Raw genomic sequence first — 26,125 nt, forward strand, 5'->3', positions numbered from 1 at the left:
CGGGCGGTTCCCGCGGGCCGGTCAGGCCCCGGTGTCCGGTTCCGGCGCGGTCCCGGTTCCGGGCTCGTCGTCCGGCCGCGGCCAGTTCTCCAGTTCGGCGCGGATCCGGCGGTCCACGGCCAGGGCCACCTCGGCGTCGACGACCTGCTTGGACAGCGGGCGCAGCCGGTCCATGACCTCGGTGAGCCACTCCGGGCCGGCGCCGGCCGGCCGGCGGGCGTCCGCGAGCAGATGGTTCCTGATCAGTTCGGTGAACAGGCCGGCGACGGCGTCGGCGTGCTCGCGGACCACGCGTCCCGCCTCCAGCACCGCCGCCAGCGGTATGCCCTCGCGCACCAGCGCGGTGGAGGCGTCGAGCAGCCGGCGGCTGACATGGACCACCTCGTCGCCGTCGACGGCCAGATAGCCCAGCCGCAGGGCGGCGGCGAGGTTCTCGGGGGTCACCTCGCCGGGGAAGTGGGCGGCCAGCTCCTCGGGGGTGAGCCGGACGGGGGTCTCCTCCGACCAGGGCGGGACGAGGGTGCCGTCCAGCCCGAGCAGTTCGGCGGCCCGGCCGGAGTCCCGGCCCTTCTCGAAGGCGTCGATCAGATCGGCGATGCCGCCGAGGGTGTGGCCGCGCGCCAGCAGTTCGGAGATCGTCCGCAACCGGGCGAGGTGGTGCTCGTCGTACCAGGCGATCCGGCCCTCGCGGCGCGGCGGCGGAAGGAGTCCGCGTTCGCGGTAGAACCGCAGGGTGCGCACGGTGATGCCGGCCGCACCGGCGAGCTCGGCCGTGCGGTACTCCGCGCGTCCCGTCCCGTCCGCCGCTCCTTCCGTCCTGTCCGCCGCCCCTTCCGCCGCTCCGTCCGCCGTCCGACCCGTCGTGTCCGCCACACCCGGAAGCCTATGCGGCGCGGGCCGCCCCCGGCCGGACGGGGCGGGACGGTGGGGCGGGACGGTGAGGCGGAGGTGCAACCGGCGGTAACTTCCCGCTCCGCACCCCTACCCATGAGTACGTTCCTGTCCTACTCTCCAACAGTGCCAGTGATCGCTGGCATATTCTGCCCGCGGGGGCACCTATGTCGGGAGGGCGGCGTGGCCGAACGGGAACACGTACGGGTGGCGGTGATCGGCTCGGGCTTCGGCGGACTGGGGGCCGCCGTGCGGCTGCGCCGCGCCGGGGTCACCGACTTCGTCGTCCTGGAGCGCCGCGACGCCCTCGGCGGCGCCTGGCGGGACAACACCTACCCGGGCTGCGCCTGCGACGTGCCCTCGCACCTGTACTCCTTCTCCTTCGCCCCCAACCCCGACTGGCCGCGGAGCTTCTCCGGGCAGGAGGACATCCGCGCCTATCTGGAGCGGGTCGCCGACACCTTCGGGCTCCGCCCCCACCTCCGCTTCGGCGCCGAACTGCTGGCGGCCCGCTGGGACACCGCGGCGCTGCGCTGGGAGATCGAGACCCGGGCCGGGAGCCTCACCGCGGACCTGCTCGTCTCGGCCACCGGCCCGCTGTCGGACCCGAGGATTCCCGACATCCCCGGCCTGGCCGGCTTCCCCGGCAAGGTCTTCCACTCCGCGCAGTGGGACCACGGCTACGACCTGCGCGGCAAGCGCGTCGCCATGATCGGCACCGGCGCCTCCGCCATCCAGATCGTCCCGGCGATCCAGCCGGTGGTGGAGCGGCTCACCGTCTTCCAGCGCACCCCCGCCTGGGTCCTGCCGCGCCTGGACCGCGAGACCAGCCGCTTCGAGCGCCGGCTGCACGCGAGGGTGCCCGTCACCGGCGCGCTGCGCCGCCGGGCGCTGTGGCTGGTCCGCGAGTTCCAGATCGGCGCCTTCGCCCGGCACCCGGCCCAGCTCGGTCTGGTGGAGAAGCTGGCCAGGCGCCACCTGCACAAGGCCGTCCGGGACCCGGCGCTGCGCGCCGGACTCACCCCCGGCTACCGGATCGGCTGCAAGCGCATCCTGCTGTCCAATACCTACTACCCGGCCCTGGCGCGGCCCAACGTGGACGTCGTCGCCTCCGGTCTGAAGGAGGTGCGCGGCAGCACCCTGGTGGCCGCCGACGGCACCGGGGCCGAGGTGGACGCGGTGGTCTTCGGCACCGGCTTCCACGTCACCGACATGCCGATCGCCCACCGGATCACCGGCGCGGACGGCGTCACGCTCGCCGAGGCGTGGAAGGACGGCATGGCGGCGCTGCGCGGCGCCACGGTCGCGGGCTTCCCCAACTTCATGACGGTCATCGGGCCCAACACCGGGCTCGGCAACAGCTCGATGATCCTCATCATCGAGGCCCAGCTCAACTACCTGGTCGACTACCTGCGGCGGCTCGACGCCCTGGCCGCCGAGGCTCCCGGCGGCCGGACCGGCCGGGTCGCGCTCGACGCCCGCCCCGAGGCGGTACGCGCCTGGAACGACCGCGTCCAGGAGCGCATGCGGCGCACGGTGTGGAGCACCGGCGGCTGCGACAGTTGGTACCTGGACGCGAACGGCCGCAACACGACCGTCTGGCCGGGCACCACCGCCGAGTTCAGAAGGGTCACCAGAAAGATCGACCCGGCCGAGTACGAGGTGCTGCGCGCGCCCGCCCGTACCGCGGACCAGGACAGCCGGCCGGCGCGCACCGCGGAGGGGACCCGATGAACGACGAACCGGCGAACGACGGCCCGACGAACGGCGGCCCGGCCGCCACCGGGCCGTACGCACCGCCCGCCCCGCGCCGCGAGCTGACCGTCGTCTCCGCCGACGGCTCCCGGCTGCACGCCGAGGAGCACGGCCGCGAGGACGGCCCCACCGTCGTCCTGGCGCACGGCTGGACCTGCTCGACGCTCTTCTGGGCGCCGGTGATCCGGCTGCTGGCCGGCGAGCACCGGGTGATCGTCTACGACCAGCGCGGCCACGGCCGCTCCCCGGCCGCCGGACCCGGCGGCCACACCACCGAGGCCCTCGCCGACGACCTGTGCGCCGTCCTGGCCGCCGCCGGGGCCCGGGCGGTGGTGGCCGGGCACTCCATGGGCGGCATGACGGTCATGGCCGCCGCCGGCCGCCCGGAGCTGCGCGAGCGCGCCGCCGCCGCGCTGCTGCTCAACACCGGCAGCTCCGGACTGCTGGCCGAGTCCACCGTGGTGCCGCTGCGGGCGGGCCGGCTGCGTCTGCGCGTCCAGAAGGCCGTCCTCGGCTCCAGTCTGCCGCTGGGCCCGGTGACACCCCTGGGGATGCGCGTCCTGCGGTACGCGACCATGGGCCCCGGCGCGACGAAGGAGCAGATCGCGGCGTGCGCCCGTATCGTGCACGCCTGCCCGCGCAGAGTGCGCGCCTCCTGGGCCCGGGAGGTCCTGGCGGTGCTGGACCTGGACGCGAACCTCGCCGCCCTGGACCTGCCCACCGCCGTCCTGGCCGGGGAGAAGGACCGTCTCACCCCGCCGGCGCACGCCCGGCGGCTGGCCGCGGCCCTGCCGGACTGCACCGGCCTGACCGTACTGCCCGGCCTCGGGCACATGACCCCGATCGAGGCGCCGCGGGCCGTCGCCGACGCCGTGGCCGCCCTGGTGCGCGACCATCTGACGGGGGGCACGCCTTCCGTGTCCGCCGAGCCTTCCGCACGTCCCGCACGTCCCGCCGAGAAGGAGTCGTCGTAGATGGCACGCAACAGTCTCACGGGCCGGGTGGCGGTGGTCACCGGCGCCGCCCGGGGCGTGGGCGAACTGCTCGCCCGCCGCCTCGCGGCACGCGGCGCGCGGATCGCGCTGGTCGGCCTGGAGCCGGAGGAGCTGGCGAGGGTCTCCGCGTCGCTGCCGACCGACAGCGCCCACTGGCACGCCGACGTCACCGACCACACCGCGATGGCCCGGGTCGCCCGGGAGGTCGGTGAGCGCTTCGGGGCGGTGGACGTCGTCGTGGCCAACGCCGGAGTGGCCGCCGGCGGCCCGTTCGCCGACTCCGACGAGACCGCCTGGCGCCGGGTGATCGAGGTCAACCTGCTCGGCAGCGCCACCACCGCCCGCGCCTTCCTGCCCGCACTGATCGAGTCGCGCGGCTACCTGCTGCAGATCGCCTCGCTCGCCGCGCTCACCCCGGCCCCGATGATGAGCGCGTACTGCGCCTCCAAATCGGGGGTGGAGGCGTACGCGCACGCGCTGCGCGCGGAGGTCGGCCACCAGGGAGTGCGGGTCGGGGTGGCCTATCTGAGCTGGACCGACACCGACATGGTGCGGGGCGCCGACGAGGACGAGGTGATGCGCGAACTGCGCGGGCGGCTGCCCTGGCCGGCCAACCGGACGTACCCGCTGGAACCGGCCGTGGAACGGATCGCGGCGGGCGTCGAGCGCCGCTCCTTCCACGTCTACGGGCAGTGGTGGCTGCGCGGCATGCAGTCGGTGCGCGGCCTCCTGCCCGGGATCGTCGGCCGGGTCGGGCAGCGCGAGATGCGGCGCTTCGCGCCCAGGCTGGCCGCCGCGGGCGGCACCCGCACCGGGCTGGTGGGCGCGGGCGGCGCGGCGGACGAGCGGGCCCGCCGGCCGTCCGGCGCGGAGCCCGGCACGGAGCGCTGACCCCCGCCGAGGCGGCGAACCGGCGCCGGGTCAGTGCCTGCGCGTGTCGATCCCGGTGAGCCGATACACGCGCACCTGCGCGACGAGCCGCTCCGTCGCCGCCTGCTTCTCCGCTGCCGACCGCGTCGGCAGGCCGGCGGCCTCACACCGCTCACGTGCCTTGCGCCTGGCATCCTCCCAACTGACGGTGCTCATTCGTACTCCCGGGTCTCAAGGTCGGCGAGGTGCGAGGTGCGAGGTACGGGGTGCGGGGCCCGGGCGGGGCGTGCTCAGGCCTGCGGCCGGTCCTCCTCGCCCCACTCCGGGGAGCCGTCCTCGTGGGGGCGGTCCCCCCGGGCGTCCTGCTCGCGGTCGCGGTCGCGGCCGGACCGCTGGGAGCGGGCGGTGCCCGACATCCTCCCGGCCCGTTCGCCGTGGTCGCGGGTGATCTCGCTCTCGTTCCGGGGGTCGGCGGTACGCCGCGTGTACCCGCCGCGCCTGTCCGGCTCGTCCGGCCTGTTCATGTGCGCTCCCGAAGTGGTGCGGGACGTCCGGTCCGCCGCGGAACCGGCATGGCCCTTCCCAGTACCCGCCCGCCGGGCGCGCACACCGGGCGTACGCGCCGGAGGGCGGCGCTCACGGCCGGGGCGGCAGCGGCGGCCGGGAGCGGTCGGGCACGTCCCCGTAGCCGGGCGGGGCCGCCGCCGGGTGCCTCTCCAGCAGGTCCAGGGCGGTGCGTACGGCCGTCTCCAGCATCGGATGGCGGTCCTGGGTCCAGTCCCGGGGCGTGCGCAGTATCTCGATGTCGGGCTCCACGCCGTGGTTCTCCACGGACCAGCCGTACCCGTCGAACCACGCCGCGTTCATCGGCACCGTGATCACCGTGCCGTCGCCGAGCCGGTGGCGCCCGGTCATCCCGACGACCCCGCCCCAGGTGCGGGTGCCGACCACGGGGCCGATGCCCAGCAGCCGGAACGCCGCGGTGATCATGTCGCCGTCGGAGGCGGTGGCCTCGTCGGCCAGCGCCACGATCGGGCCGCGCGGCGCGTTGGAGGCGTAGCTGACCGGCCGGGCGTCGCGGATCAGGTCCCAGCCCAGCACCTTGCGGGTCAGCGCCTCGACCACCAGCTCGCTGATGTGGCCGCCCGCGTTGCCGCGCACGTCCACGATCAGCGCGGGCCGGGAGACCTCCACCCGCAGGTCGCGGTTGAACTGCGCCCAGCCCGAACCGCCCATGTCCGGGATGTGCAGGTAGCCGCACCTGCCCTCGCTCAGCCTCCGTACGACCGCCCGCCGCCGGCTCACCCAGTCCTGGTAGCGCAGCGGGCGCTCGTCGACGAGGGGGACGACGGCGACCCGGCGGGGCCGGCTCGGCTCCGCGCCGGGCGGGTCGCCCGCGTCGTGGGTGAGGAAGGCCAGTTCGACGGTGGTGCCGCCGGCCGCGGCCAGCAGCGGGTAGGGGCCGGCGACCGGATCCACCGGGCGGCCGTCCACATGGGTGAGCAGCGAGCCGTCCCGGACGCCCGAGCCGGCCAGCGGCGACCGGGCCCGGGAATCGGAGGACTCGCCGGGCAGGACGCGTTCCACCCGCCACCGGCCGTCCCCGGTGGGGGCGAGGTCGGCGCCCAGCAGCCCGATCGGCCGCTGGTAGTGGGCGGGCCCCTCGTCGCGCCGGGCGGGCGAGACGTACGCGTGCGAGGTGCCCAGCTCGCCCACCGTCTCGCGGAGCAGGTCGGCGAACTCGTCCGGGGAGGCCACCCGCTCCACCAGCGGCCGGTACTGGGCCAGGACCGCGTCCCAGTCGACGCCGGACATGCCCGGGTCCCAGAAGTAGGACCGCATGATCCGGCCCGCCTCCTCGAAGGCCTGCCGCCACTCCGCGCAGGGGTCCACGTCGTGCAGGATGCGGCGCAGGTCGAGGTGGGTCGTGGAGTCGCCGTCGGCGGACTCGGTGGCCGGGACCGCCCGCAGGTCGCCCTCGTCGTTGACCACCAGCCGGGTGCCGTCGCCGCTGACCGCGAACCAGTCGATGTCCCCGGTCAGCTCGGTCCGCTTGGCCTTGACCAGGTCGAAGTGCTCCAGGGTGGGGCGGCCGGAGGTGTCGGCGGGGTTGGCGAACGTCTCGCCCAGCGCCCCGGAGATCGGCCAGCGCAGCCAGACCAGCCCGCCGCCGCTGACGGGGTGGAGGGAGGAGTACTTCGAGGCCGGCACCGGGAACGGGGTGACCCGGCTGGCCAGCCCCTCGGCCTCCACCAGCACCGTGCCCTCCTCGCCGGCGGCCTCGCCGAGCGCGTCCGGGTCCAGTCCGCCGGCCGCCGGGCGGCCCTCGGGGGAGAGCGCGAAGGGCGAGGGTGTCGCCGAGGACAGCGGCACCAGGTACGGGCGGCAGCCCAGCGGGAAGGACAGGTCCCCGGTGTGCACGTCGTAGACCGGGTCGAAGCCGCGCCAGGAGAGGAAGGCCAGATAGCGGCCGTCCCGGGTGAAGACGGGCTGCTCGTCCTCGAAGCGGCCCTCGGTGACGTCCAGTGTCGTCCGGTCGCTCAGCCGGGCGATCCGGATGCGGCTGAGGGCGCCGCCGGTCCCGGGCTGGGCCCAGGCCAGCCACTGGGAGTCCGGGGAGAAGGCGAGGTGGCGCACCGGGCCGTCCTCGGAGCGGGCCAGTTCGGTGACACCGGTGTCCGCTGCCTCCCCGGTGGCCCCGGTGTCCCCGCCGGTGCCGGTGTCCGGCGCGGTGTCGGACGGGGCGTCCGGCGGCGGGGCGTCCTCGGCCGTCTCCCCGCCGGTCTCCACGGCGGGCTCCCCGCCGGTGCCGCCGTCCCCGGGGCTCCCGTCGGCGCTCCCCGCGTCCCCGGCGCCGGTGCGGACCAGCAGCAGCCGGCCGTCGTGCGAGGCGACGGCGAGCGTCTCGCCGTCCGGCGCGGCGATCAGTTCGTGCACCCGCCCCAGCCGGCCGGCCGCCGTCCGCCGCGGCTCGCCGGTGCCGCTGGCCCGCGGCAGGCCGGCGATCTCCACGGCGTCCTCGCCCTCGGCGTCGGTGACGTAGGCGATCTGCCCGGTGGAGCCGAGCATCTCCGGCAGCCTCACCCGCACCCCCGGGGTGTCGGCGATCACCCGGGCCGGGCCGTCGCGGTGGGTGAGCCAGTACAGGCTGCCACGTACCCCGACCGCGCTGGCCCGCCCGGTGGTGTCCACGGCCAGGGAGTTCACATGGCCCGCGGCCGGCACCTGGTAGCCGCGCCGTCCGGCGCGCGGCCCGCCCAGCCGTACGGCCAGCCGGCGCGGCCGCGCGTGCGGGGAGAGGTCGTCCACCAGCCACAGCTCGCCGCCGCACTGGTACACCACCCGCTGCCCGTCGGTGGCGGCGTGGCGGGCGTAGAAGTCGGCGTGGTCGGTGTGGCGGCGCAGGTCCGTGCCGTCGGGGCGGCAGGAGTAGAGGTTGCCGACGCCCTCGTGGTCGGAGAGGAAGGCGATCCGGCCACCGACGATCATCGGGCAGTCCAGGTGCCCGTACAGCTCGGGCACCAGGCGTTCGCCCTCCAGCCACAGCCGTCCCGTCGCCCCGCCGCGGTACCGCTTCCAGGCGGCGGGTTCGTGCGGCGGGGTGCCGGTCAGCAGCAGGGTGCGGACCTCGCCGTCGAGGTCGGCGACGGCCAGGTCCGACACCGGCCCCCAGGGCAGCTTCTCGCCGGGGCCGCCGTCGGTGGACAGCCGGTGGGCCCAGGCGAAGTGCGAGAACGGCTGGCCGTGCGAGGCCACGGCCAGGATGTCGCCGTCCGGGGTCCAGCCGCGGACCTGGGTGTCGACGGCCCCCCAGTACGTCAGCTGCCGCGACGGGCCGCCCTCGACGGGGGTGAGGTGGACCTCGGGGTCCAGGCTCCGCCAGGTCGTGTACGCGAGGTGGCGGCCGTCGGGGGAGAAGCGGGGGTGCCCGATCCGGGTGCGGTCCACCGTCAGACGCCAGGCGCGCGGGGGGTGGTGTGCCGCCGGTGTGCCCTCGGGGACGAGCGGGGCGACCCACAGGTCGTCCTCGGCGGTGAAGCACAGCAGCTCACCGTGGAGGTGCGGAAACCGGAGGTAGACGCCGGGCGGCTGCCCGTCCGCCGGGGCCGGGGGGACGGGCGGAGCCGGAGGGGCGGAGGAAGCGCTCACCCCTCCCATGATCGGCCGCCGGACGGGTGACGGCAACTCCTGCCGCCGGCCCCGGCGCCGGTCCTGCTCCCGGCTCGGTACGGGGTCCCGGCCCGGCGGTGGACCACGAGGGACCTCCGTTCACCCGGACGGGTGAGATCGGGGTCCACGGCGAGCCGCCCGGGCGGTGCGGGACGGGACAGCGCGGGACGGAGCGGCGCGGGACGGAGCGGCGCGCAACAGGGCAGTGCGCAACAGGGCAGTGCGGGACAGGGCAGATTGGGGCAGGGGGTTCCCCGGTTCCGGGCCGGGGGCGCGGGTGGTCGTCACCGCGCCGATCGTCAGGACCGGTGTCCTCGCGGGCTCCGCCGGGGCGCCCGACCAGGTGCGGTGGTCGGGCTGCCGGGCTCCGGCCCGGCCGTTCGGCGCCGCCCGGTGAGCGGGCGTGGTGGCCGCCGCGATGGCGGGCGAGGGGCCGCGCGGGCCACTCGCCGGGGGTGTCGGGGCGCGTCCGCCGCGCCCGGTGCGGATCGGTTCCGCCGGTCCTGTGCCCCGGCGGGCTTCTGAGGGGTGGTGCTCCTGGGAGGTGGTGGGGTGCCCGGACCTTCCGGCCCGTCCGGCCTCGCCGGTCCCGCCGGTCCCGCCGGTCCTCCGTGGCTCCCCGGCGGCGCTGTCCGCCGTGTGCCGTCCGCTGCCGTCGCCGGGACGTCACACCCCCCGCAACAGCGCGGTCAGCACCCTGTCGATGTCCAGCTCGTGGCGCTCGTCGCCGCCGGACACCAGCTCGTAGGTGCCGCGCAGGAAGCGCCGCAGGTCGGCGGTGGCGAACTCGATCACGGCCACCCCCTCCGGCGCCCGCAGCTCGACGACGGTCCGTCCCGTCTCGCCCGGCCGGACGTGCACGTCCCCCGGGCCGGCCGGGGACCGCATGCCCTCCTCCAGCAGTTCACGGGAGAACACCCAGACGACCTCGTGGCCGTCGAGGGAGACGTCGGAGGGGAAGACGATCCGCACGGCGAAGGGGTCCTGCCGGTCGTAGCGCAACCCGACGGGGATGTCCCGGGTGAGGGAGGGGACGGTGACCAGACGGGCCTGGACGTTGTGGTCGATGATGATGGGCATGGCGCTGCTCCTTCCGGGGGCCTGCTTTCCTACGACCCAGCCAGGGCGTTTTCATGACGACATACCGCGAGTAATTTCTGTGAGCTCTGCAACAATTTTGTGAGGATCCGGCATTCGCGACTGCTCGGGCTTACCGGTCGGTCCGTGTCAATTGCCCTCCAAGCGGCCGGTTCGGCGACGCTTCCCGACCCGACTGACCACACGCGGTCACTGGCGGCACAGGCGCTCTTGCAAAAGGTTCGCAACAAGTCCTTACTATCGGGAAGGGGAGCCGACTCCCTCGCGCGGTGTCCCTGCAAGCAGAGAGCGGAGCCCGACATGCATGTCCCCGACGGATTCCTCGACGCCCCCGTGTCGGTGGCCACCGGCGCCGTCGCCGCGGCCGCCGTCGCGGTGAGCCTGCGCGGCGCCCGCCGCGAGCTGGCGGGCGCCGCCGACAGCCTCGGCGCGGAGCGCACGGCGCCGCTGGCCGGGCTGGTGGCGGCCTTCGTCTTCGCCGTCCAGATGCTCAACTTCCCCGTCGGGGCCGGCACCAGCGGGCATCTGATGGGCGGGGCGCTCGCGGCCGTGCTCGTCGGTCCGTACACGGCCGTGCTCTGCCTGGCCGTGGTCCTGCTGCTCCAGGCACTCCTCTTCGCCGACGGCGGCCTCACCGCGCTGGGCACCAACATCACCCTGATCGGCGTGGTCACCGTGGTGACCGCCTACGCCGTCTTCCGCGCCCTGGTGCTGGTCCTGCCCCGCAGGCGGAGCTCGGTCACCGCGGCCGCCTTCACCGCCGCCCTGGTCTCCGTACCGGCCGCCGCCGCCGTCTTCACCGGCCTGTACGCGATCGGCGGCACCGCCGAGGTCTCCCTGGGGAAGGTCCTCGCGGCGATGCTCGGCGTCCACACGCTGATCGGCTTCGGCGAGGCGGCCATCACCGCCGCCACCGTGAGCGCGGTCCTCGCCGTCCGCCCGGACCTGGTGTACGGCGCCCGCGGTCTGACCCGCCCCCTCGTCCTGCGCGCCGCCGACGGCACGGAGCTGCCCGCGCCCGCCGGCGGTACGGAGCCCGCCGCGCGGCCCGCCGCCTCCGCCCGGAGGGTCTGGGCGGGCGGACTGGCCGCCACCCTGCTGTGCGCCGGGGTCGTGAGCTTCTACGCCTCCGCCTCGCCCGACGGCCTGGAGAAGGTCGCCGGTGAGCACGGCATCGCCGAGCGGGAGGAGGAGCACGGCCTGGCCGGCTCGCCGCTCGCCGACTACGGTGTGGCCGACATCGCGAACGAGCGGCTCTCCGGCGGGGTCGCCGGGGTCGTCGGGGTGGGCGCGACCCTGGCCGTCGGCTCCGGGGTCACCCTGCTGGCCGTCCGCCGCCGCCGGGCCGGGGAGGCGGCCGGGACCGGGGCCGACGGCCGTACGGCCGGGGCCGGCACCCCGGCCGGAACCGCCTGAGATGGGCGCCGGACACACCCACCGGCTCTACCGCCACGGGCACTCGCCCGTGCACCGGCTCCCCGCGCACTGCAAGACCGTCGCGGTCCTCGCCTTCGTCTTCACCGTGGTCGCCACGCCCCGCGAGGCGGTGTGGGCCTTCGGCCTCTACGCGCTGCTGCTGGCCGCGGTCGCCGCCGCGGCCCGCGTACCGCCCGGCCACCTGCTGAAGCGGATGCTGGTCGAGGTGCCGTTCGTGGCGTTCGCGGTCCTGCTGCCCTTCGTGGCGGAGGGACCGCGGGTGTCCGTGCTGGGCCTGGCGCTCAGCGAGCCCGGACTGTGGGGGGCCTGGAACGTCCTGGCCAAGGGCACCCTCGGCGTCGCCGCCTCCGTGCTGCTGGCCGCCACCACCGAGCTGCGCGAGCTGCTGCTCGGCCTCCAGCGGCTGCGCATGCCGCCGCTGCTGGTGCAGATCGCCTCCTTCATGCTCCGCTACGGCGACGTGATCGCGGACGAGATGCGCCGGATGGGCGTCGCCCGCGCTTCGCGCGGCTTCACCGCGCGGGGCCCGCGGCAGTGGGGAGTGCTGGCCAGGTCCGCCGGCGCGCTGTTCATCCGCTCCTACGAACGCGGCGAGCGCGTGCACCTGGCCATGGTCAGCCGCGGCTACACCGGCACGATGCCGGTGCTCGACGAGACGGCCGCCACCCGCGCGCAGTGGTCGTACGCCGCGGCCCTCCCGCTCGCCGCGCTCGCGGTCTGTCTGCTGGGATGGAGCCTGTGACCACCGCCGACGCCGACCCCGGCCCCGCCCACCGGCCCGCCCCCGGGACCGCCGCGCCCCCCTCCCTGGAGGTGCGCGGCCTCGCCTACGCCTACCCCGACGGCCACCAGGCCCTGTTCGGCGTCGACCTCACGGTGCGGCGCGGTGAGCGGGTCGCGCTGCTCGGGCCCAACGGCGCGGGCAAGACCACCCTCGTCCTCCACCTGAACGGCATCCTCTCCGGCGGCGCGGGCAGCGTCACGGTGGCCGGGCTGCCGGTGAACCGGGCCAACGTCGCCGAGATCCGCCGCCGGGTCGGCATCGTCTTCCAGGACCCGGACGACCAGCTCTTCATGCCCACCGTCCGCGAGGACGTCGCCTTCGGCCCCGCCAACGCCGGGCTGCGCGGCGCCGAACTGGACGCCCGGGTGCGCGAGGCCCTCGACCGGGTGGGGATGGCGGACCACGCCGACCGCCCGCCGCACCACCTGTCCTTCGGGCAGCGGCGCCGGGTGGCGGTGGCGACCGTGCTGGCCATGCGGCCGGAGATCGTCGTCCTGGACGAGCCGTCCTCCAACCTCGACCCCGCCTCCCGCCGCGAACTCGCCGACATCCTGCGGTCCCTGGACGTCACCGTGCTGATGGTCACCCACGACCTGCCGTACGCCCTGGAGTTGTGCCCGCGCTCGGTGATCCTCGGCGACGGCGTCATCGCCGCCGACGGACCCACCCGGGACCTGCTGACCGACACCGGGCTGATGCACGCCCACCGGCTGGAACTGCCGTTCGGCTTCGACCCCGGTTCGGTGACGCTTCCCCGGGCATAGGAGCATGGACGGTACAAGCATCGACCACCGGCCGGGGGAGCCCGGCAGCCGGGGGGAACAGTGGCCGACGTCCAGGGGACGGTGGCGGACGGCTGGGAGCCGGTCCGCGACGCCTTCCGCACCAACCTCGCCGAACGCGGCGACCGCGGCGCGGCCGTGGCCGTGTACCGGGACGGGCACCGGGTCGCCGACCTGTGGGGCGGTCTGGCCGACCCCCGCGGCGAGGCGCCCTGGACCGGGGAGACCGCCCAGCTCGTGCGCTCGGTGACCAAGGGGATCGCCTCGGCCGTCCCGCATCTGCTGCACCAGCGCGGACAACTGGACCTGGACGCCCCGGTGAGCGCGTACTGGCCGGAGTTCGCGGCGGCGGGCAAGGAGCGCGTCCTGGTGCGCCACCTGCTCGGCCACCGCGCCGGACTGCCCGCCCTGGACACCCCGCTCACCCCGGAGCAGGCCCTCGACGGCGTCTCCGGGCCGCGTGCCGTCGCCGCCCAGGCACCCGCCTGGGAGCCCGGCACCGCACACGGCTACCACGCCCAGACGTACGGCTGGCTGCTGGACGAGCTGGTGCGCCGGGTCACCGGGCGCACCCTGGGCCGCTGGTTCGCCGAGGAGGTGGCCGGGCCGTACGGCCTGGACGTCTGGCTCGGACTGCCGGCCGGACAGGCGCACCGGGTGGGCCGGATCGCCGAGGTGGCGGCGCCGCCCGCGCCGCCCTCCCGGGGGCTGCGGGTCCGTCCCCGGCGCGAGGTCGCCGAGGCCTGGCGCGACCCGGACTCCCTCACCCGCCGGGCCTTCGCCGCGATCGACCCGTCCCCGGACGAGAACGACCCCGCCTACCTGGCCGCCGGACTCCCCTCCTCCGGGGGCGTGGCCACCGCCCGTGCCCTGGCCCGCTGCTACGCGGCGTTCATCGGCGACCTCGGCGACGGCACCCGACGGCTGTTCGAACCCGCCACCCTCGCCCGGGCCCGCGCCGAGGAGTCGGCCGGGCCGGACCGCGTGCTGGTCGTCCCCACCCGCTTCGGGCGGGGGTACATGCTCCACGGGCCGTCCTGCCCGATGCTCGGGCCCGGCTCCTTCGGGCACTCCGGCCGCGGCGGCTCCCTGGCGTTCGCCGATCCGGAGACGGGGACGGCCTTCGCCTACGTCACCAACTCCCTGCAGAAATCGGTCACCTCCGACCCGCGGGCGCAGGCCCTGGTACGCGCCGTGCGCCGGGTGCCGGCCGGCCGGGACGCCCGCTGACGTCTGCCGACGCCCGCCCGGCGGCGCACGGCGGCCGTGGGGCGGAGCCGTGAGGAAACCGGCCACATCGAAGGGCGAGGTTTCGGTTCCGTGACGCCGGGTAAAGCCCGGATGACATGGGAGCGCTCCCATGGTCCGGACCCCCCACAGCCGGAAAACGGAGACCAGAGAATGCATTGTCATGACCGGGCCGAGTCCCCCCGCGGCTCCTTCCGCGCGGCGTTAGTACTCCTCTTCGCCGGGCTGCTCGCGCTGATCCCCTGGAGCAACAACACCGCCTCGGCGCACGGCGCCATCGTCAACCCCGGCTTCCGCGCGTACATGTGCCACGAGCGCTGGGGCGGCGACCACCTGAACCCCAACATGGCGCAGGAAGACCCGATGTGCGCCCAGGCCTGGCAGGCCAACCCCAACACCATGTGGAACTGGAACGGCCTGTACAAGAACAACGTGGGCGGCAACTTCCGCGCCGCCGCCCCCGACGGGCAGCTCTGCAGCGGCGGCAACGCCGAGAGCGGCCGCTACCGGTCCCTGGACGCCGTGGGCGCCTGGAAGACGACCGACGTCAACACCAACTTCCGGATGGAGCTGTACGACCAGGCCAGCCACGGTGCCGACTTCTTCCAGGTCTACGTCACCAAGCAGGGCTTCGACGCCACCCGCCAGCCGCTGACCTGGGGCAACCTGGAGCTGGTGAAGACCACCGGCCGCTACGCGCCCGCCCAGAACATCTCCTTCGACGTGAGCGCCCCCGGTCGCAGCGGCCGCCACATCGTGTACACGATCTGGCAGGCCTCGCACATGGACCAGGTCTACTTCCTGTGCAGCGACGTGAACTTCCGGTGATCCGCTGAACCCTCGGTGGTGAATCGGTAGTGGTAGGCCCCGCCGGACGCCCAGGCGTCCGGCGGGGCCGCGCTGTGTGCGCGGCCCGGGGGATCCCGCGGCCCCGCCGCGCGCCGGACCGGTCCGTCCACCGGGCCGTGCGGCGGTGTCACGGTCCGGGCGATCCGTCCGGCCATGCGTGTTCGGCCGGCTGGCCGTGGGCGTCGACGGCGCCGCGGGCAAGCGGGATGTTCCCGGCCTCGGTCGACGGCGGTCGACGTCGGTCGACGTGAGCGGGAGTTGACGCGTCCGTCTCCTCGGCGAGCGCTACGGCTGCGTCGCCGGGCCTGCGACGGCGGCCTCGGAGGTTGCCCAGAGCCGCGCCGCGTTGTCCGCGTTGAAGACGCGCGGGTTCGGACGGATGGGGTCGCCGGGGCCGTGGAGGGCACCGCTGGTCAGCTCGTCGGCCGGTGCTGTGGCGAGTCGCACCAGGCGTCGGGCCGACTTCTCGGGGCCGGCCAGGAACGGCGCGTAACGGAAGAAGAAGCGCAGCGCCGTGTCGCGGCCGATGTCGGTCCGGGCCAGGCCGGGGTGCAGGCTGAGGCTCAGGATGTCGGGCCAGCGCCGCGCCGCCTCCATCGCGAAGAGCACGTTTGCGGCTTTGGAGGTCTGGTAGGCGGCGATGCCGTTGTAACGCCGCCCGTCGCGGTCCAGCCGGTCCGGGTCGAGCCGCACGTTGGGACCGGGGCGCACCGAGGTGTTCACGATCCGGCTCCCGCGCAGCCTTTCCCGCAGCAGCTTGCTGAGCAGGAAAGGTCCCAGGTGGTTGGCCTGGATGGTGGCCTCGTGGCCGTCCACGGTGCGCCGGTGGGACATCGTGGTCATGCCGGCGTTGTTCGCCAGCACGTCGATCCTCGGGTACGTGGCCAGCAGGTGATCCGCGAGTGCCCGTACGTCGGCCAGTCGTTCGAAGTCGGCCTGGAAGCGTCCCGGCTCGGCCCCGCGCCCGGCTGCCCGGACCCGGTCGACGGCGATCGCCAGACGGCGCTCGTCACGGCCGACCAGGACGACCCGGTCGCCCCCGGCGGCGAGCTGTTCCGCGGCGGCGAGCCCGATGCCCGAGCTCGCACCGGTGATCACGATCGTGCGTGGTTCCGCCATGCCGGATGTTCCTCCCAGGTCCCGAGCCGTCACTGCGGTAGGACGCGAAGCGGGCGCCGCGGGTGCATCCGGGACCGAGAAACCGGACCCGGCGCCCCCGCCCACGCCCACCTCCGCACAGGGGTCACCCCGCCGCGCGGCCCGCCCGTTCCACCAGCAGCCAGCCGGCCACCGTCATCGCCACCGCCGTCGGGGCGGTGATCCGTACCGCCACCAGCAGTGCGTCCTGGCCTTCCAGCAGGCCGCCGAGACCGGTCATGGACAGACCCAGCACCCCCAGCACGCACAGGGCCGCGCCCAGCGCGGCGGCCGGCGCGGCGGCGCGCGGGAGAAGGCCGGAACGAGGCGGGGAAGCGGGGGCCGGGCCGGGGACGGCGGTGGCGGCGGGACGCTCGAAGCGCCGGAAGACGGCCACCAGCAGTGCGGTGAGGAGCGCCGCGGCCCCGACCCGGGCCGGGACCCACGCCCACCAGACGGCGCTCGCCGGGGCGGGCAGGGGGATGTCGAGGGCGAACAGCAGCCCGTACACGCCGAGCAGCGCGGTGAGGTGCCACAGGAAGGCCGTCATGGCCACCCCGTTGGCGGCGACCACCGCGCGCCACACCCGGGGCCGCGCCAGCAGCCGTGCCGCGGGAGCGCGCAGCAGCTCCACCGCGCCCACCAGCCAGGCGGCGTGGCAGAGCAGGGCCAGGGTGGGCGGGGACATGTTGCTGACCGGCTCGCCCGGCATGCCCACCATCGACAGCGGATACGGCCCCCACGCCACCAGCGCGGCGGCCGAGGCCAGCCCGCCCAGGGCCAGGGCCGCCGGAACACGCCGGTCCGGCCCCAGCCGCCCGTCGGCGCGCAGGATGCCCAACTGGTGGACCGCGAGCCAGACCAGGGCGAGGTTGAGGAACTCCACATACGGCATCCCGGCGGCGAAGCGCAGCAGGTCCACCATCGCCGCCCCCCAGGCGAGCGCGGCGAACACCCCCCAGCCGTACCGCTCGTTCAGCCGCAGCAGCGCCGGGGTGAGGGCCACCAGCGCCAGATAGACGCCGATGAACCACAGCGGCTGGGTCACCAGCCGGGCGGCGGTCTCCCACAGCGGGCCGTCGCGGCCCGTGACGTGGACGGCCAGTGCGGCCGCGCACCACACCGCGGTGAAGACCATGGTCGGGCGGAGCAGCCGCTGGAGGCGGGCGCGCAGGAACGCCGGGTAGCGCGGCGCGCCGGGCGGCAGGCGGCGGTCAAGCGAGCGGTGGGACAGCGCGTGCGAGAAGCCGCCGACCAGGAAGAACACCGGCATGATCTGCAACAGCCAGGTGGCGGGCTGCAGTTCGGGCACCACGGCCAGCAGGTTGCCCACCACCACGTGCCCGTCGTCCGGTCCGCCGGACCCGACCGTGACCGCCGCCATCAGCCAGTGGCCCAGCACCACCGTGCCGAGCGAGGCGACGCGCAGCAGGTCGACGTAGCGGTCGCGCCCGGCGGGCGTCGCCGCGGCGAGCGCGCGGACGCCGGACGCCCCGCGTCCTTCGGTGCCGGTGCCGGTGCCGGTGCCTGTCCCGGAGCCGGTGCCGGTGCTGTCTCCGGTGCGGTGTGCCGTCCCCCTGTTGTCCATGCCCGGCAGCCTGACGGCTGCGGCCACCTGTTCGACACGGTGTCCGTACTCAGAACCCGGCTGAGTACTTCGGCCGGGGCGCTGTACCCGGGGACGTCCGGGGCCGCCCGCGGGGTGCTCAGCGCACCGCCGCCCCCGGCGCCGGACCGGTGGCGGTACGGGCGGTGCGGCAGGTGCCCGACAGCCGCAGCTCCCGGGCGACGGCCGTCGCCGAGGCGGCGTCCGCCGCCAGGAAGGCACAGGTCGGGCCGGAACCGGAGACCAGGGCGGCCAGGGCGCCCGCCGCCGTGCCCGCCTTGAGGGTGTCGGCCAGACCGGGCAGCAGGGACAGCGCCGCGGGCTGCAGGTCGTTGGTCAGCGCGGCGGCCAGCGCGTCCGCGTCCCCGGCGCGCAGGGCGTCCAGCAGCGCGGCGGAGGGCTCCGGCGCGGGGACGTCGGCGACGCCCGCGCCCGCGCCGTGCCGCTCGCGCAGCCGGTCGCACTCGCGGTAGACGGCCGGGGTGGACAGCCCGCCCTCGGCGACGGCGAACGCCCAGTGGAAGGTGCCGCCCACCTCCAGCGGGGTCAGCACCTCGCCCCGGCCCCGCCCCAGGGCCGCGCCGCCGGTCATCGAGAACGGCACGTCCGAGCCCAGCCCGGCGCAGATCGCCAGCAGCTCCTCGCGCGGGGTGCGGGTGCCCCACAGCGTGTCGCAGGCCAGCAGCGCGCCCGCCGCGTCGGCGCTGCCGCCGGCCATGCCGCCCGCGACGGGGATGTCCTTGGCGATGTGCAGGCGGACGTCGGGGGAGCGGCCGTGGCGCAGGGCGAGCGCGTAGGCGGCGCGGACGGCCAGATTGGTGTGGTCCAGCGGGACCCGGCCGGCGTCGGGCCCGGAGCAGGTGAGGAGCGGGCCCTCGCCCTCCGGGGCCGGGGCGGCGGTGATCTCGTCGTACAGGTCGACGGCGAGAAAGACGTTCGCCAGGTCGTGGAAGCCGTCCGGCCGCAGCCCGCCCACCGTGAGCTGCGCGTTCACCTTGGCGGGTACGCGCACGGTGACCGGCGCGCCCGGGGTCCCGGGGACGGCGGCGCTCATGTCGGGGGTGCTCATGTCGGGGGTGCTCATGCGGTGCTGCCCTTCCGCTCCGCTACGGCCGCGAAGTCCTCGATCGTCAGTGCCTCCCCCCGGGCCCGGGGGTCGATCCCCGCGGCCCGCAGCGCCGCCTCGGCCGCCGCGGCCGAACCGGCCCAGCCCGCCAGCGCGGCGCGCAGCGTCTTGCGGCGCTGCGCGAAGGCGGCGTCCACCACGGCGAAGACCTCCCGCCGGCCGGCCGAGGTGCGCGGCGGCTCGCGCCGGACCAGCGAGACCAGCCCGGAGTCCACGTTGGGCGCCGGCCAGAACACGTTCCGCCCGATCGCCCCGGCCCGCCGCACCTCCGCGTACCAGGCGGCCTTCACCGACGGCACCCCGTACACCCGGGAACCGGGCTCGGCCGCGAGCCGGTCGGCGACCTCCGACTGCACCATCACCAGCCCGTGCTCGAGCGTCGGGAAGACGGCCAGCATGTGCAGCAGGACGGGCACCGCCACGTTGTAGGGCAGGTTGGCGACCAGCGCGGTGGGCGCCGGGCCGGGCAGCTCGGTGACGCGCAGCGCGTCGCGGTGGACCAGCGCGAAGCGGTCGGCGCGCGCCGGCAGCCGGGCGGCGACGGTCGCGGGCAGCGCGCCCGCCAGCACGTCGTCGATCTCCACCGCCGTCACCCAGGCCGCCTCCGCCAGCAGCGCCAGCGTCAGCGACCCCAGCCCGGGCCCGATCTCCACCACCACGTCCGTGGGGCGCACCCGCGCGGTCCGCACGATCCGGCGGACGGTGTTGGCGTCGATGACGAAGTTCTGGCCGCGCTGCTTGGTGGGACGCACCCCCAGCGCGGCGGCCAGCTCGCGGACGTCGGCGGGGCCCAGAAGGGCGTCGGTGCCGGGAGGACCGGACGGACCGGACGGACCGGACGGGCCGGAGGGGGAGGGGGCCGCTGAGCTCACCGCTGCAGTTTACGGCCGCACACCGGCCAGGGTGCCGCGCCCCGGTGCACGTACAGCTTCTTCGCCCGGCGGGTCTGCTCGGCCGGCGGGGCGTCCTGCGGCCGGCCGGTGCCGCCCAGCCGCCGCCAGGTGCGGGTGTCGAACTGGTACAGCCCGCCGTACGTCCCGGTGGGGTCCACCGCGTCCGGCCGCCCGCCGGACTCGCAGCGGGCCAGGGCCGCCCAGTCCAGGCCGTCGGCGCCGCGCTCCGTACGCGGCTCGGCGGTGCCCACCCGGATCACCCGCGGCTGGGGCTCGCGCACCAGCGCCGCGGCCGTCCGCCGGGGCCGCTGCCGTACGCCGTCCACCGTGCGCACCTCGTGGGTGATCCGCCGCAGCCCCGCGCGGCCCGGCCGCGCCACCACCTCGGTGCCCCGCGGCAGGGCCGCGTCCGGGCGCCGCACGGTGCGGTACGGGACCGGTTCCTCGTGGACCTCCGTGGTGTCGGTGACGCGCCGGACGGTGACCGTCTGGCCCTCGCGCGGGAAGGAGTCCAGTGGCGCGGACACCCGGTCCGCGCAGCGCACGCCGTCCTCGCAGGCCCGGCGCAGGCCGACGCCCGCCTCGGCCATCGCCTCGCGCACGGTCGCGGCGTTGGTGCGGACGGTGTGCTCGCGCCCGTCGGCCAGGAAGGTCACGGTCCGCTCGGTCCGCACCCGCAGCGCCAGGCCGCCGCGGCCGATGGGCCGGTCGCCGGGCACCGACAGGTACGCGCCCTCGGGACGCACCCCGAGCCGCCGCAGCGCCCGGGCCACGGTGGGGGCGGTGGTCCACACCCGCCGCTCGCGGCCGTCCACGGTGAGCGCGAGGGGACGGGCCCGGCGGACGGTGACCCGGTCGCCGTGGGCGAGCGCCGCGCCGGGGGCGGGGGAGACGGCGTCGTGCTCGCCGAGCTCCACGCCCTCGTCCGCCAGCAGCCCGGCGACGTCACCGGCGAAGGTGTGCAGGGTGCGCCGCTCGCCCTCCACGGTCAGCTCCACGGCCTTGTCGTGGGCGAGGAAGGCGGTGGTGCCGCCGGTCAGGAAGGCGAGGACCAGCGCCCGGGGCAGCAGGGCGCGCAGCGTCGCGGGGCGCCGGCCGGCCGGCCGCCGGGCGTGCGCGGCCCGCCGCCCCGTACGTCCCCCGGCCCGGCCCCCGGCGGGCGGGGGGACACAGGGGGGCGGGACGTACGGCGCCGCGGGCGGGGGGACGTACGGGGGCGGGACGTACTCGTACCCGGGTCCGTACTCCCCGTACGAGGGGGGACGGGGATCGGCCGCTTCCCACTCCCGTGTCTCCCACTGCTGGTCCCACGGCTGGTCCCACGGCTGGTCCCACGGCTGGTACGGAGGGGCGGCGGGGTACGCGGGCTCGTACCCGTACGCGTACTGCCGGGTCTCCTGCGGATGGCTCACGACGCGACTCCAAGCGGTCCGGGTGGCCGGACCCTAGCGGAGCCTCCGTCACTCTCCCAAGTTGTATGGATACCCTGGGTAACTTCTTCCTCGGATCCCTCAGTACCCGAAGGCGCGTGCGGTGTTGGCCGCGATGTGCTCGGCCAGCTTCTCCTCGTCCAGCCCCTTCACCCCGGCCATGGCGCGCAGCGTGTACGGGATCAGATACGGGGCGTTGGGGCGTCCGCGGTACGGGGCCGGGGTCAGGAAGGGCGCGTCGGTCTCCACCAGCAGGAGTTCGGGCGGCGCGACGGCCAGCGCGTCGCGCAGCGGCTGGGCGTTCTTGAAGGTGACGTTCCCGGCGAACGACATGAACCACCCCCGCTCGGCGCACACCCCGGCCAGCTCCGCGTCGCCGGAGAAGCAGTGGAAGACGGTCCGCTCGGGGGCGCCCTCCTCGGCCAGGACGCGCAGCACGTCCTCGTGGGCGTCGCGGTCGTGGATCACCAGCGCCTTGTCCAGCCGCTTGGCCAGTTCGATGTGGCGGCGGAAGGAGTACCGCTGGGCCGCGCGCCCCTCCTCGCCGGTGCGGTAGTGGTCCAGGCCCGTCTCGCCGACGGCCAGCACCTCCGGCCGGGCGGCCAGCGCGGCGATCTCCGCCAGCGCCTCGTCCAGGGCCGTGCGCCCCCCGGCGGCCTCGATGCGCGGCGCCTCGTTCGGGTGCAGGGCGACCGCGGCCCACACGTTCTCGTGCTCGGCGGCGGTACGCGCGGACCAGCGGGAGCGCTCCAGGTCGCAGCCGACCTGGAGCAGAGTGGTCACGCCGACCGCGGCGGCGGCCGCGACCGCCTCCCCGACGGTGGTGTCCTGCATGTCGAGGTGGGTGTGCGAGTCGGCGACCGGTACGGCCAGGGGCGCGGGCGGCGGCGCGGGCCGGACGGGCTTCGCGCTCTTCCGCGCCCCGGCCGTCTCCGCCGTCTTGGGGGACTGCTCCATGTGGTCGATCCTAGGCGGCCCGGCCGTCCCGCCCGTCGCGCGCCCGCAGGCCCGCGCCGGCCCGTCCGGCCGTCGGTCAGGGCCGCTCGCGCGGCAGCGCCTGCTCCACCGCGGCCACCCGTCCCGCTCCCATGATCCGCACCACGTGCGTCTCGCAGGCCGGGCAGGCCGGGCGGGTCAGGGGTGACGGCACCCGCGTGCCGCTCGCCGGATCGTGGTAGGTGACGAAGGGGCGTCCGTCGAGGTCGGTGTGGTGCCGGATCGCGTACGCCTGCTCCCAGCCGTGCCCGCAGTGCATGCAGGCGAACGAGTACTCCTCGTGAACGGTCGTGTGCCTGGGGTCCATGGGAACCTCCTCCGCTTTCTCCCAGTGGACTCCTCGGGTGCCCGAAATGCACGTGTGTGACCGATCCTTTATGTGATTCCCGGCCGCACCCGCCGGGCCGCCTCCCGCCGGGACCCCTCCGGAGCGCCTCAGCCGGTTCCCGGTCCGGCGCTCTTCGCGGCGACCACCGCGTCGAACACCTCCCGCTTGGGCACCCCCGCCTCGCGCGCCACCGCCGCGATGGCCTCCTTGCGGCGCTCCCCGGCGCTCTCGCGCACCGCGACCCGTCGCACCAGCTCCGTGGCGTCCAGCCCGCCCGGGACCGCGGCGGGCGCGCCCTCGACGACGACGGTGATCTCCCCCCGCACGCCCTGGCCCGCCCACTCGGCCAGCTCGCCCAGCGGGCCGCGCCGCACCTCCTCGTACGTCTTGGTCAGCTCCCGGCACACCGCGGCCCGGCGTTCGGCGCCGTAGGCCTCCGCCATGGCCTCCAGCGCGGCGGCCAGCCGGTGCGGGGCCTCGAAGTACACCAGGGTGCGGCGCTCCCCGGCCGTCTCGCGCAGCCGCGCCTGCCGCTCGCCGGCCTTGCGCGGCAGGAAGCCCTCGAAGCAGAAGCGGTCCACCGGCAGCCCCGACAGCGCCAGCGCGGTCGGTACGGCGGACGGCCCGGGCACGGCCGTGACCCGTACGCCGCGCTCGACGGCGGCGGCCACCAGCCGGTAGCCGGGGTCGGAGACCGAGGGCATGCCCGCGTCCGTCACCAGCAGCACCCGGGCGCCGCCGGCGAGCGCCTCGGCCAGCTCCGGTGTGCGCGCCGCCTCGTTGCCCTCGAAGTACGACACCACCCGCCCGGTGACCTCGACCTCCAGCGCCCGGGTCAGCCGCCGCAGCCGCCGGGTGTCCTCGGCGGCCACGATGTCCGCCCCGGCCAGTTCGGCGGCCAGCCGCGGCGGCGCGTCGCCGATGTCGCCGATGGGGGTTCCTGCCAGTACGAGTGTTCCGCTCACCCGGCCATCCTCCCAGGCGTCCGCCCCGGCGCCGCCCCGGCGCCGTCCCGGCCTCGTCCCGGCCTCGTCCGCCCGGTGGCGCCGGGACGGGGCGGGGCGACCGCGGGCCGTTCCCTACGATGGCCCGCGTGAGCAGTGACACCGCGACTCAGACCCGGCACGGGGAACCCGCGCGGGAGCAGCCCCCCGCGTGGCGCGAACGGCTGCGGCGCTACGGGTACGCGCCGCCCGCGCGGGCCGGCGTCCGGGATCGCCTCGTGCCGCCGTACCCGGAGCCCGGCCGGAGCCCGGTGTGGGGCCTGTTCGGGCTGGACGGCCGGGACGCGCGGCGGCTGGGGCGCCTGGCGGGCTGGGGCGGGCCGCTGCTGGTCGCGCTGTTCGCCGGGCTGCTGAGGTTCTGGAACCTCGGCTCCCCGCACGAGGTGATGTTCGACGAGACCTACTACGCCAAGGACGCCTGGGCGCTGTACCGGCTCGGCTACGAGGGCACCTGGGCGGACAGCGCCAACGACACGATCCTGGACAACCCCGCCGCCGCCCCCCTCGGCGAGACCGCCTCGTACGTGGTGCACCCCCCGGCGGGCAAGTGGGTCATCGCCCTGGGCGAGATGATGTTCGGCCTGAACCCGTTCGGCTGGCGGTTCATGGTCGCGGTGCTCGGCACCCTGTCGGTGCTGATGGTCTGCCGCATCGGCCGCCGCCTCTTCCGCTCCACCGCCCTGGGCTGCCTGGCCGGCGTCCTGCTGGCGGTGGACGGGCTGCACCTGGTGATGAGCCGTGCCGCGCTGCTCGACCTGGTGCTGATGTTCTTCGTGCTGGCGGCCTTCGGCTGTCTGCTGATCGACCGGGACGCCGCCCGCGCCCGGCTCGCCGCGGCCCTCCCGCCGGACGGGCGGCCCGACGCGGGGGTGGGCGGGCGGCTGAACCTGGGGTGGCGGCCCTGGCGGCTCGCGGCCGGGGTCTGCCTGGGGCTGGCCTGCGCCACCAAGTGGAGCGGCGCGTACGTGCTGGTCGCCTTCGGGCTCCTGGTCGTCCTGTGGGACGTCGGCTCCCGGCGCACCGCCGGGGCGCGCCGCCCGTACCGCTCGGTGCTGCGGCGGGACGCCGGGCCCGCCTTCCTCGCCCTGGTGCCGGTGGCCGTCGCCGTCTACGTCGCGTCCTGGGCCGGCTGGCTGGCCGGCCGGGACGGCTACTTCCGGACCTGGGCGGAGGGCCGCGAGGGGCTGTCGCCGGAGCTGGGGCCGCTGCCCCGGTTCGACATGACCTGGGTGCCGGAGTGGCTGCGCAGCCTGTGGCACTACGAGGCCGAGGTCTACCGCTTCCACGTCAACCTGACCTCGGAGCACCCCTACCAGTCCCATCCCTGGAGCTGGCTGGTGAACGCGCGCCCGGTCTCGTACTTCTACGAGTCCGCCGAACGGGGGGAGAGCGGCTGCACGGCGGAGGGCGGCTGCGCCCGCGAAGTGCTCGCCCTGGGCACCCCGCTGCTGTGGTGGGCGGCCTGCTTCGCGCTGCTGTACTGCCTGTACCGCTGGGCGCTGCGCCGCGACTGGCGCGCGGGCGCGATCCTGTGCGGGGTGGCGGCCGGGTACCTGCCGTGGTTCCTGTACCAGGAGCGGACGATCTTCTACTTCTACGCGGTCGTCTTCGTGCCGTTCCTGTGCCTGGCGCTGACCATGATGATCGGCGCGATGCTGGGGCCGCCCGGCAGCACGGAACGGCGGCGGGCGGTCGGCGCGGCGGGCGCCGGGGTGCTGGTGCTGGCGATCGTGTGGAACTTCGTCTACTTCTATCCGGTCTACACCGGCCAGCAGCTCCCCAAGGACGCCTGGCAGGGCCGGATGTGGCTGGACACCTGGGTCTGACGGGCCTTCCGCGCTCCCCGTTTCCCCCTCCCCGGGGCTTCCCTCGGGCTCCCCGCGGGCTCCCTCGGACTTCCCCGGGCCCTTCCCCGGACGCGCCGTGTCCCGCGAGGGGCACGCGGGACACACACAGGCGCCGCCCGCCGGAAGAACCGGCGGGCGGCGTCATGAGAGGGTCAGAACGGAAACCGACGTGAAGCGTCAGTCGACGTTCTTGTTCTTGTTCTCGGCCTCGGCCTCGGCACCCGCCGCGGCTCCGGTCTCCTGGCCCTGGCCCTGGCCCTGGGCCTGCTCCTGCTCGGGGGCGACGATGATCTTCGCCTCCTTCTCGACCTTGTGCACCTTCTTGATGTGCGTCTCCTCCTCGTAGTTCTCGGAGCAGTCGATGTTGTTGTTGGCGGCCGAGAGGATCGGGAGGTCGATGACCTCGATCACGTCGCAGCTCAGAACCTGGCTGTTGTTCTCGAACTTCGCGCCGTTCTGGGCCTGGGCAACGGCGGCTCCACCCGCGACGGCCATGGCGGCGGTGAGCGAAACGACGAGCGACTTCTGCAGCTTCATACGGTCTTGTCTCCTTGACGAGAGAAGGAAGTTTCCGATGATCCCCGGCCACCGCCGAGCGGCCGAGGAGTCGGTTTCCGGAGTACAGTCACCATGCGGCCGGTTCACCGGAAGGCGGGAGTGACCCCCACATCGGCGACATTAACCGACCGAATCCACAGAAGCGTGTTTTTCGCCGCTTGCGTGTCTTGCGGAAAGTTCGTCGCCGACTTCGCCAACCAGTGAACGAGCCGGGGGCCCGGGTTGTTACTACTCCAATTAGGTGGTGCTGTCGCTCCGGTATTCGGCGGCCGTGCGGGAAACGGCGGAAGGCCGCCTCCGGTGAACCTGGAGACGGCCTTC

The 26,125-nt window shown here is 75.5% G+C and carries 23 protein-coding genes; 9 read left to right on the forward strand and 14 right to left on the reverse strand.

What is annotated here, in order from left to right:
* Window positions 1-21: 21 nt before the first annotated feature.
* Window positions 22-873, reverse strand: a complete 852-nt coding sequence (locus CUT44_RS14755) for a MerR family transcriptional regulator (protein ID WP_100201832.1) — start codon at window positions 871-873, stop codon at window positions 22-24.
* 201 nt (window positions 874-1,074) lie between these two features.
* Here CUT44_RS14755 and CUT44_RS14760 point away from each other — a divergent pair, with 201 nt between their 5' ends.
* The 3 genes from CUT44_RS14760 to CUT44_RS14770 are packed head-to-tail and all read left to right on the forward strand — an operon-like array spanning window position 1,075 to window position 4,532.
* Window positions 1,075-2,625, forward strand: coding sequence for a flavin-containing monooxygenase (locus CUT44_RS14760; RefSeq protein ID WP_100201833.1), 1,551 nt, complete (start codon window positions 1,075-1,077; stop codon window positions 2,623-2,625).
* Window positions 2,622-3,620, forward strand: coding sequence for an alpha/beta fold hydrolase (locus CUT44_RS14765; protein WP_100201834.1), 999 nt, complete (start codon window positions 2,622-2,624; stop codon window positions 3,618-3,620). Before CUT44_RS14760 ends, CUT44_RS14765 begins: the two co-directional genes overlap by 4 nt.
* Window positions 3,621-4,532 carry an SDR family oxidoreductase gene (locus tag CUT44_RS14770; protein WP_100201835.1) on the forward strand — a complete coding sequence of 304 codons (912 nt, stop codon included), beginning with the start codon at window positions 3,621-3,623 and terminating at the stop codon, window positions 4,530-4,532.
* Between the two features lie 30 nt (window positions 4,533-4,562).
* Here the strand turns inward: CUT44_RS14770 and CUT44_RS33140 are convergent, their stop codons facing one another.
* The 4 genes from CUT44_RS33140 to CUT44_RS14785 all read right to left on the reverse strand — a co-directional run bounded on the left by CUT44_RS33140 (window position 4,563) and on the right by CUT44_RS14785 (window position 9,761).
* Complete coding sequence (locus CUT44_RS33140; RefSeq protein ID WP_158239598.1) at window positions 4,563-4,727, reverse strand: hypothetical protein; 165 nt, start codon at window positions 4,725-4,727, stop codon at window positions 4,563-4,565.
* Window positions 4,728-4,801: 74 nt separating this feature from the next.
* Window positions 4,802-5,035: a hypothetical protein gene (locus tag CUT44_RS14775; RefSeq protein WP_100201836.1), complete on the reverse strand. Its 234-nt coding sequence runs from the start codon at window positions 5,033-5,035 to the stop codon at window positions 4,802-4,804.
* 112 nt (window positions 5,036-5,147) lie between these two features.
* On the reverse strand, window positions 5,148-8,669 hold the full coding sequence (locus CUT44_RS14780) for a S41 family peptidase (protein WP_100201837.1): 3,522 nt from the start codon (window positions 8,667-8,669) through the stop codon (window positions 5,148-5,150).
* 678 nt (window positions 8,670-9,347) lie between these two features.
* Window positions 9,348-9,761 carry an SsgA family sporulation/cell division regulator gene (locus tag CUT44_RS14785; RefSeq protein ID WP_100201838.1) on the reverse strand — a complete coding sequence of 138 codons (414 nt, stop codon included), beginning with the start codon at window positions 9,759-9,761 and terminating at the stop codon, window positions 9,348-9,350.
* 318 nt (window positions 9,762-10,079) lie between these two features.
* Between CUT44_RS14785 and CUT44_RS14790 the strand changes: the two genes are divergently transcribed.
* From CUT44_RS14790 to CUT44_RS14810, 5 genes are all read left to right on the forward strand, one after another.
* Complete coding sequence (locus CUT44_RS14790; RefSeq protein ID WP_100201839.1) at window positions 10,080-11,195, forward strand: energy-coupling factor ABC transporter permease; 1,116 nt, start codon at window positions 10,080-10,082, stop codon at window positions 11,193-11,195.
* A 1-nt stretch (window position 11,196) separates the two neighbouring features.
* Window positions 11,197-11,958 (forward strand): cobalt ECF transporter T component CbiQ, encoded by a 762-nt coding sequence (cbiQ, locus tag CUT44_RS14795; RefSeq protein ID WP_100201840.1) that lies wholly within the window; start codon window positions 11,197-11,199, stop codon window positions 11,956-11,958.
* Window positions 11,946-12,764 carry an energy-coupling factor ABC transporter ATP-binding protein gene (locus CUT44_RS14800; protein ID WP_100201841.1) on the forward strand — a complete coding sequence of 273 codons (819 nt, stop codon included), beginning with the start codon at window positions 11,946-11,948 and terminating at the stop codon, window positions 12,762-12,764. Before cbiQ ends, CUT44_RS14800 begins: the two co-directional genes overlap by 13 nt.
* Window positions 12,765-12,824: 60 nt before the next feature.
* On the forward strand, window positions 12,825-14,012 hold the full coding sequence (locus tag CUT44_RS14805) for a serine hydrolase domain-containing protein (protein ID WP_100201842.1): 1,188 nt from the start codon (window positions 12,825-12,827) through the stop codon (window positions 14,010-14,012).
* Between the two features lie 171 nt (window positions 14,013-14,183).
* A complete protein-coding gene (locus tag CUT44_RS14810; RefSeq protein ID WP_100201843.1) occupies window positions 14,184-14,858 on the forward strand; it encodes a lytic polysaccharide monooxygenase auxiliary activity family 9 protein in 675 nt (224 codons plus the stop codon).
* Window positions 14,859-15,164: 306 nt separating this feature from the next.
* Here the strand turns inward: CUT44_RS14810 and CUT44_RS14815 are convergent, their stop codons facing one another.
* From CUT44_RS14815 to rsmI, 8 genes are all read right to left on the reverse strand, one after another.
* The gene (locus CUT44_RS14815) at window positions 15,165-15,998 is read right to left on the reverse strand and encodes an SDR family NAD(P)-dependent oxidoreductase (protein ID WP_100201844.1); all 834 of its coding nucleotides are present in this window, start codon (window positions 15,996-15,998) and stop codon (window positions 15,165-15,167) included.
* 124 nt (window positions 15,999-16,122) lie between these two features.
* Window positions 16,123-17,604, reverse strand: a complete 1,482-nt coding sequence (locus CUT44_RS14820) for an acyltransferase family protein (RefSeq protein ID WP_100201910.1) — start codon at window positions 17,602-17,604, stop codon at window positions 16,123-16,125.
* A 118-nt stretch (window positions 17,605-17,722) separates the two neighbouring features.
* A complete protein-coding gene (locus CUT44_RS14825) occupies window positions 17,723-18,706 on the reverse strand; it encodes a 4-(cytidine 5'-diphospho)-2-C-methyl-D-erythritol kinase (protein ID WP_408646734.1) in 984 nt (327 codons plus the stop codon).
* Window positions 18,703-19,620 carry a 16S rRNA (adenine(1518)-N(6)/adenine(1519)-N(6))-dimethyltransferase RsmA gene (gene rsmA / locus CUT44_RS14830; protein ID WP_100201845.1) on the reverse strand — a complete coding sequence of 306 codons (918 nt, stop codon included), beginning with the start codon at window positions 19,618-19,620 and terminating at the stop codon, window positions 18,703-18,705. Before rsmA ends, CUT44_RS14825 begins: the two co-directional genes overlap by 4 nt.
* Window positions 19,617-21,053, reverse strand: a complete 1,437-nt coding sequence (locus CUT44_RS14835) for a resuscitation-promoting factor (RefSeq protein WP_100201846.1) — start codon at window positions 21,051-21,053, stop codon at window positions 19,617-19,619. The genes rsmA and CUT44_RS14835 overlap by 4 nt, the downstream gene beginning before the upstream one ends.
* Before the next feature lie 99 nt (window positions 21,054-21,152).
* Window positions 21,153-22,028 (reverse strand): TatD family hydrolase, encoded by an 876-nt coding sequence (locus tag CUT44_RS14840; protein ID WP_100201847.1) that lies wholly within the window; start codon window positions 22,026-22,028, stop codon window positions 21,153-21,155.
* A gap of 76 nt (window positions 22,029-22,104) precedes the next feature.
* Window positions 22,105-22,374 carry a hypothetical protein gene (locus CUT44_RS14845; RefSeq protein ID WP_100201848.1) on the reverse strand — a complete coding sequence of 90 codons (270 nt, stop codon included), beginning with the start codon at window positions 22,372-22,374 and terminating at the stop codon, window positions 22,105-22,107.
* A gap of 128 nt (window positions 22,375-22,502) precedes the next feature.
* Entirely contained in the window at window positions 22,503-23,360 is an 858-nt protein-coding gene (gene rsmI, locus CUT44_RS14850; protein WP_100201849.1) for a 16S rRNA (cytidine(1402)-2'-O)-methyltransferase, read from the reverse strand.
* Window positions 23,361-23,479: 119 nt separating this feature from the next.
* Here rsmI and CUT44_RS14855 point away from each other — a divergent pair, with 119 nt between their 5' ends.
* Window positions 23,480-25,225: a dolichyl-phosphate-mannose--protein mannosyltransferase gene (locus CUT44_RS14855; RefSeq protein ID WP_100201850.1), complete on the forward strand. Its 1,746-nt coding sequence runs from the start codon at window positions 23,480-23,482 to the stop codon at window positions 25,223-25,225.
* 198 nt (window positions 25,226-25,423) lie between these two features.
* Here CUT44_RS14855 and CUT44_RS14860 read toward each other — a convergent pair whose 3' ends face one another.
* A complete protein-coding gene (locus CUT44_RS14860) occupies window positions 25,424-25,783 on the reverse strand; it encodes a hypothetical protein (RefSeq protein ID WP_199185676.1) in 360 nt (119 codons plus the stop codon).
* Window positions 25,784-26,125: the final 342 nt, after the last annotated feature.

This window comes from Streptomyces carminius (genome assembly GCF_002794255.1).
Classification (GTDB): Bacteria; Actinomycetota; Actinomycetes; order Streptomycetales; family Streptomycetaceae; genus Streptomyces; species Streptomyces carminius.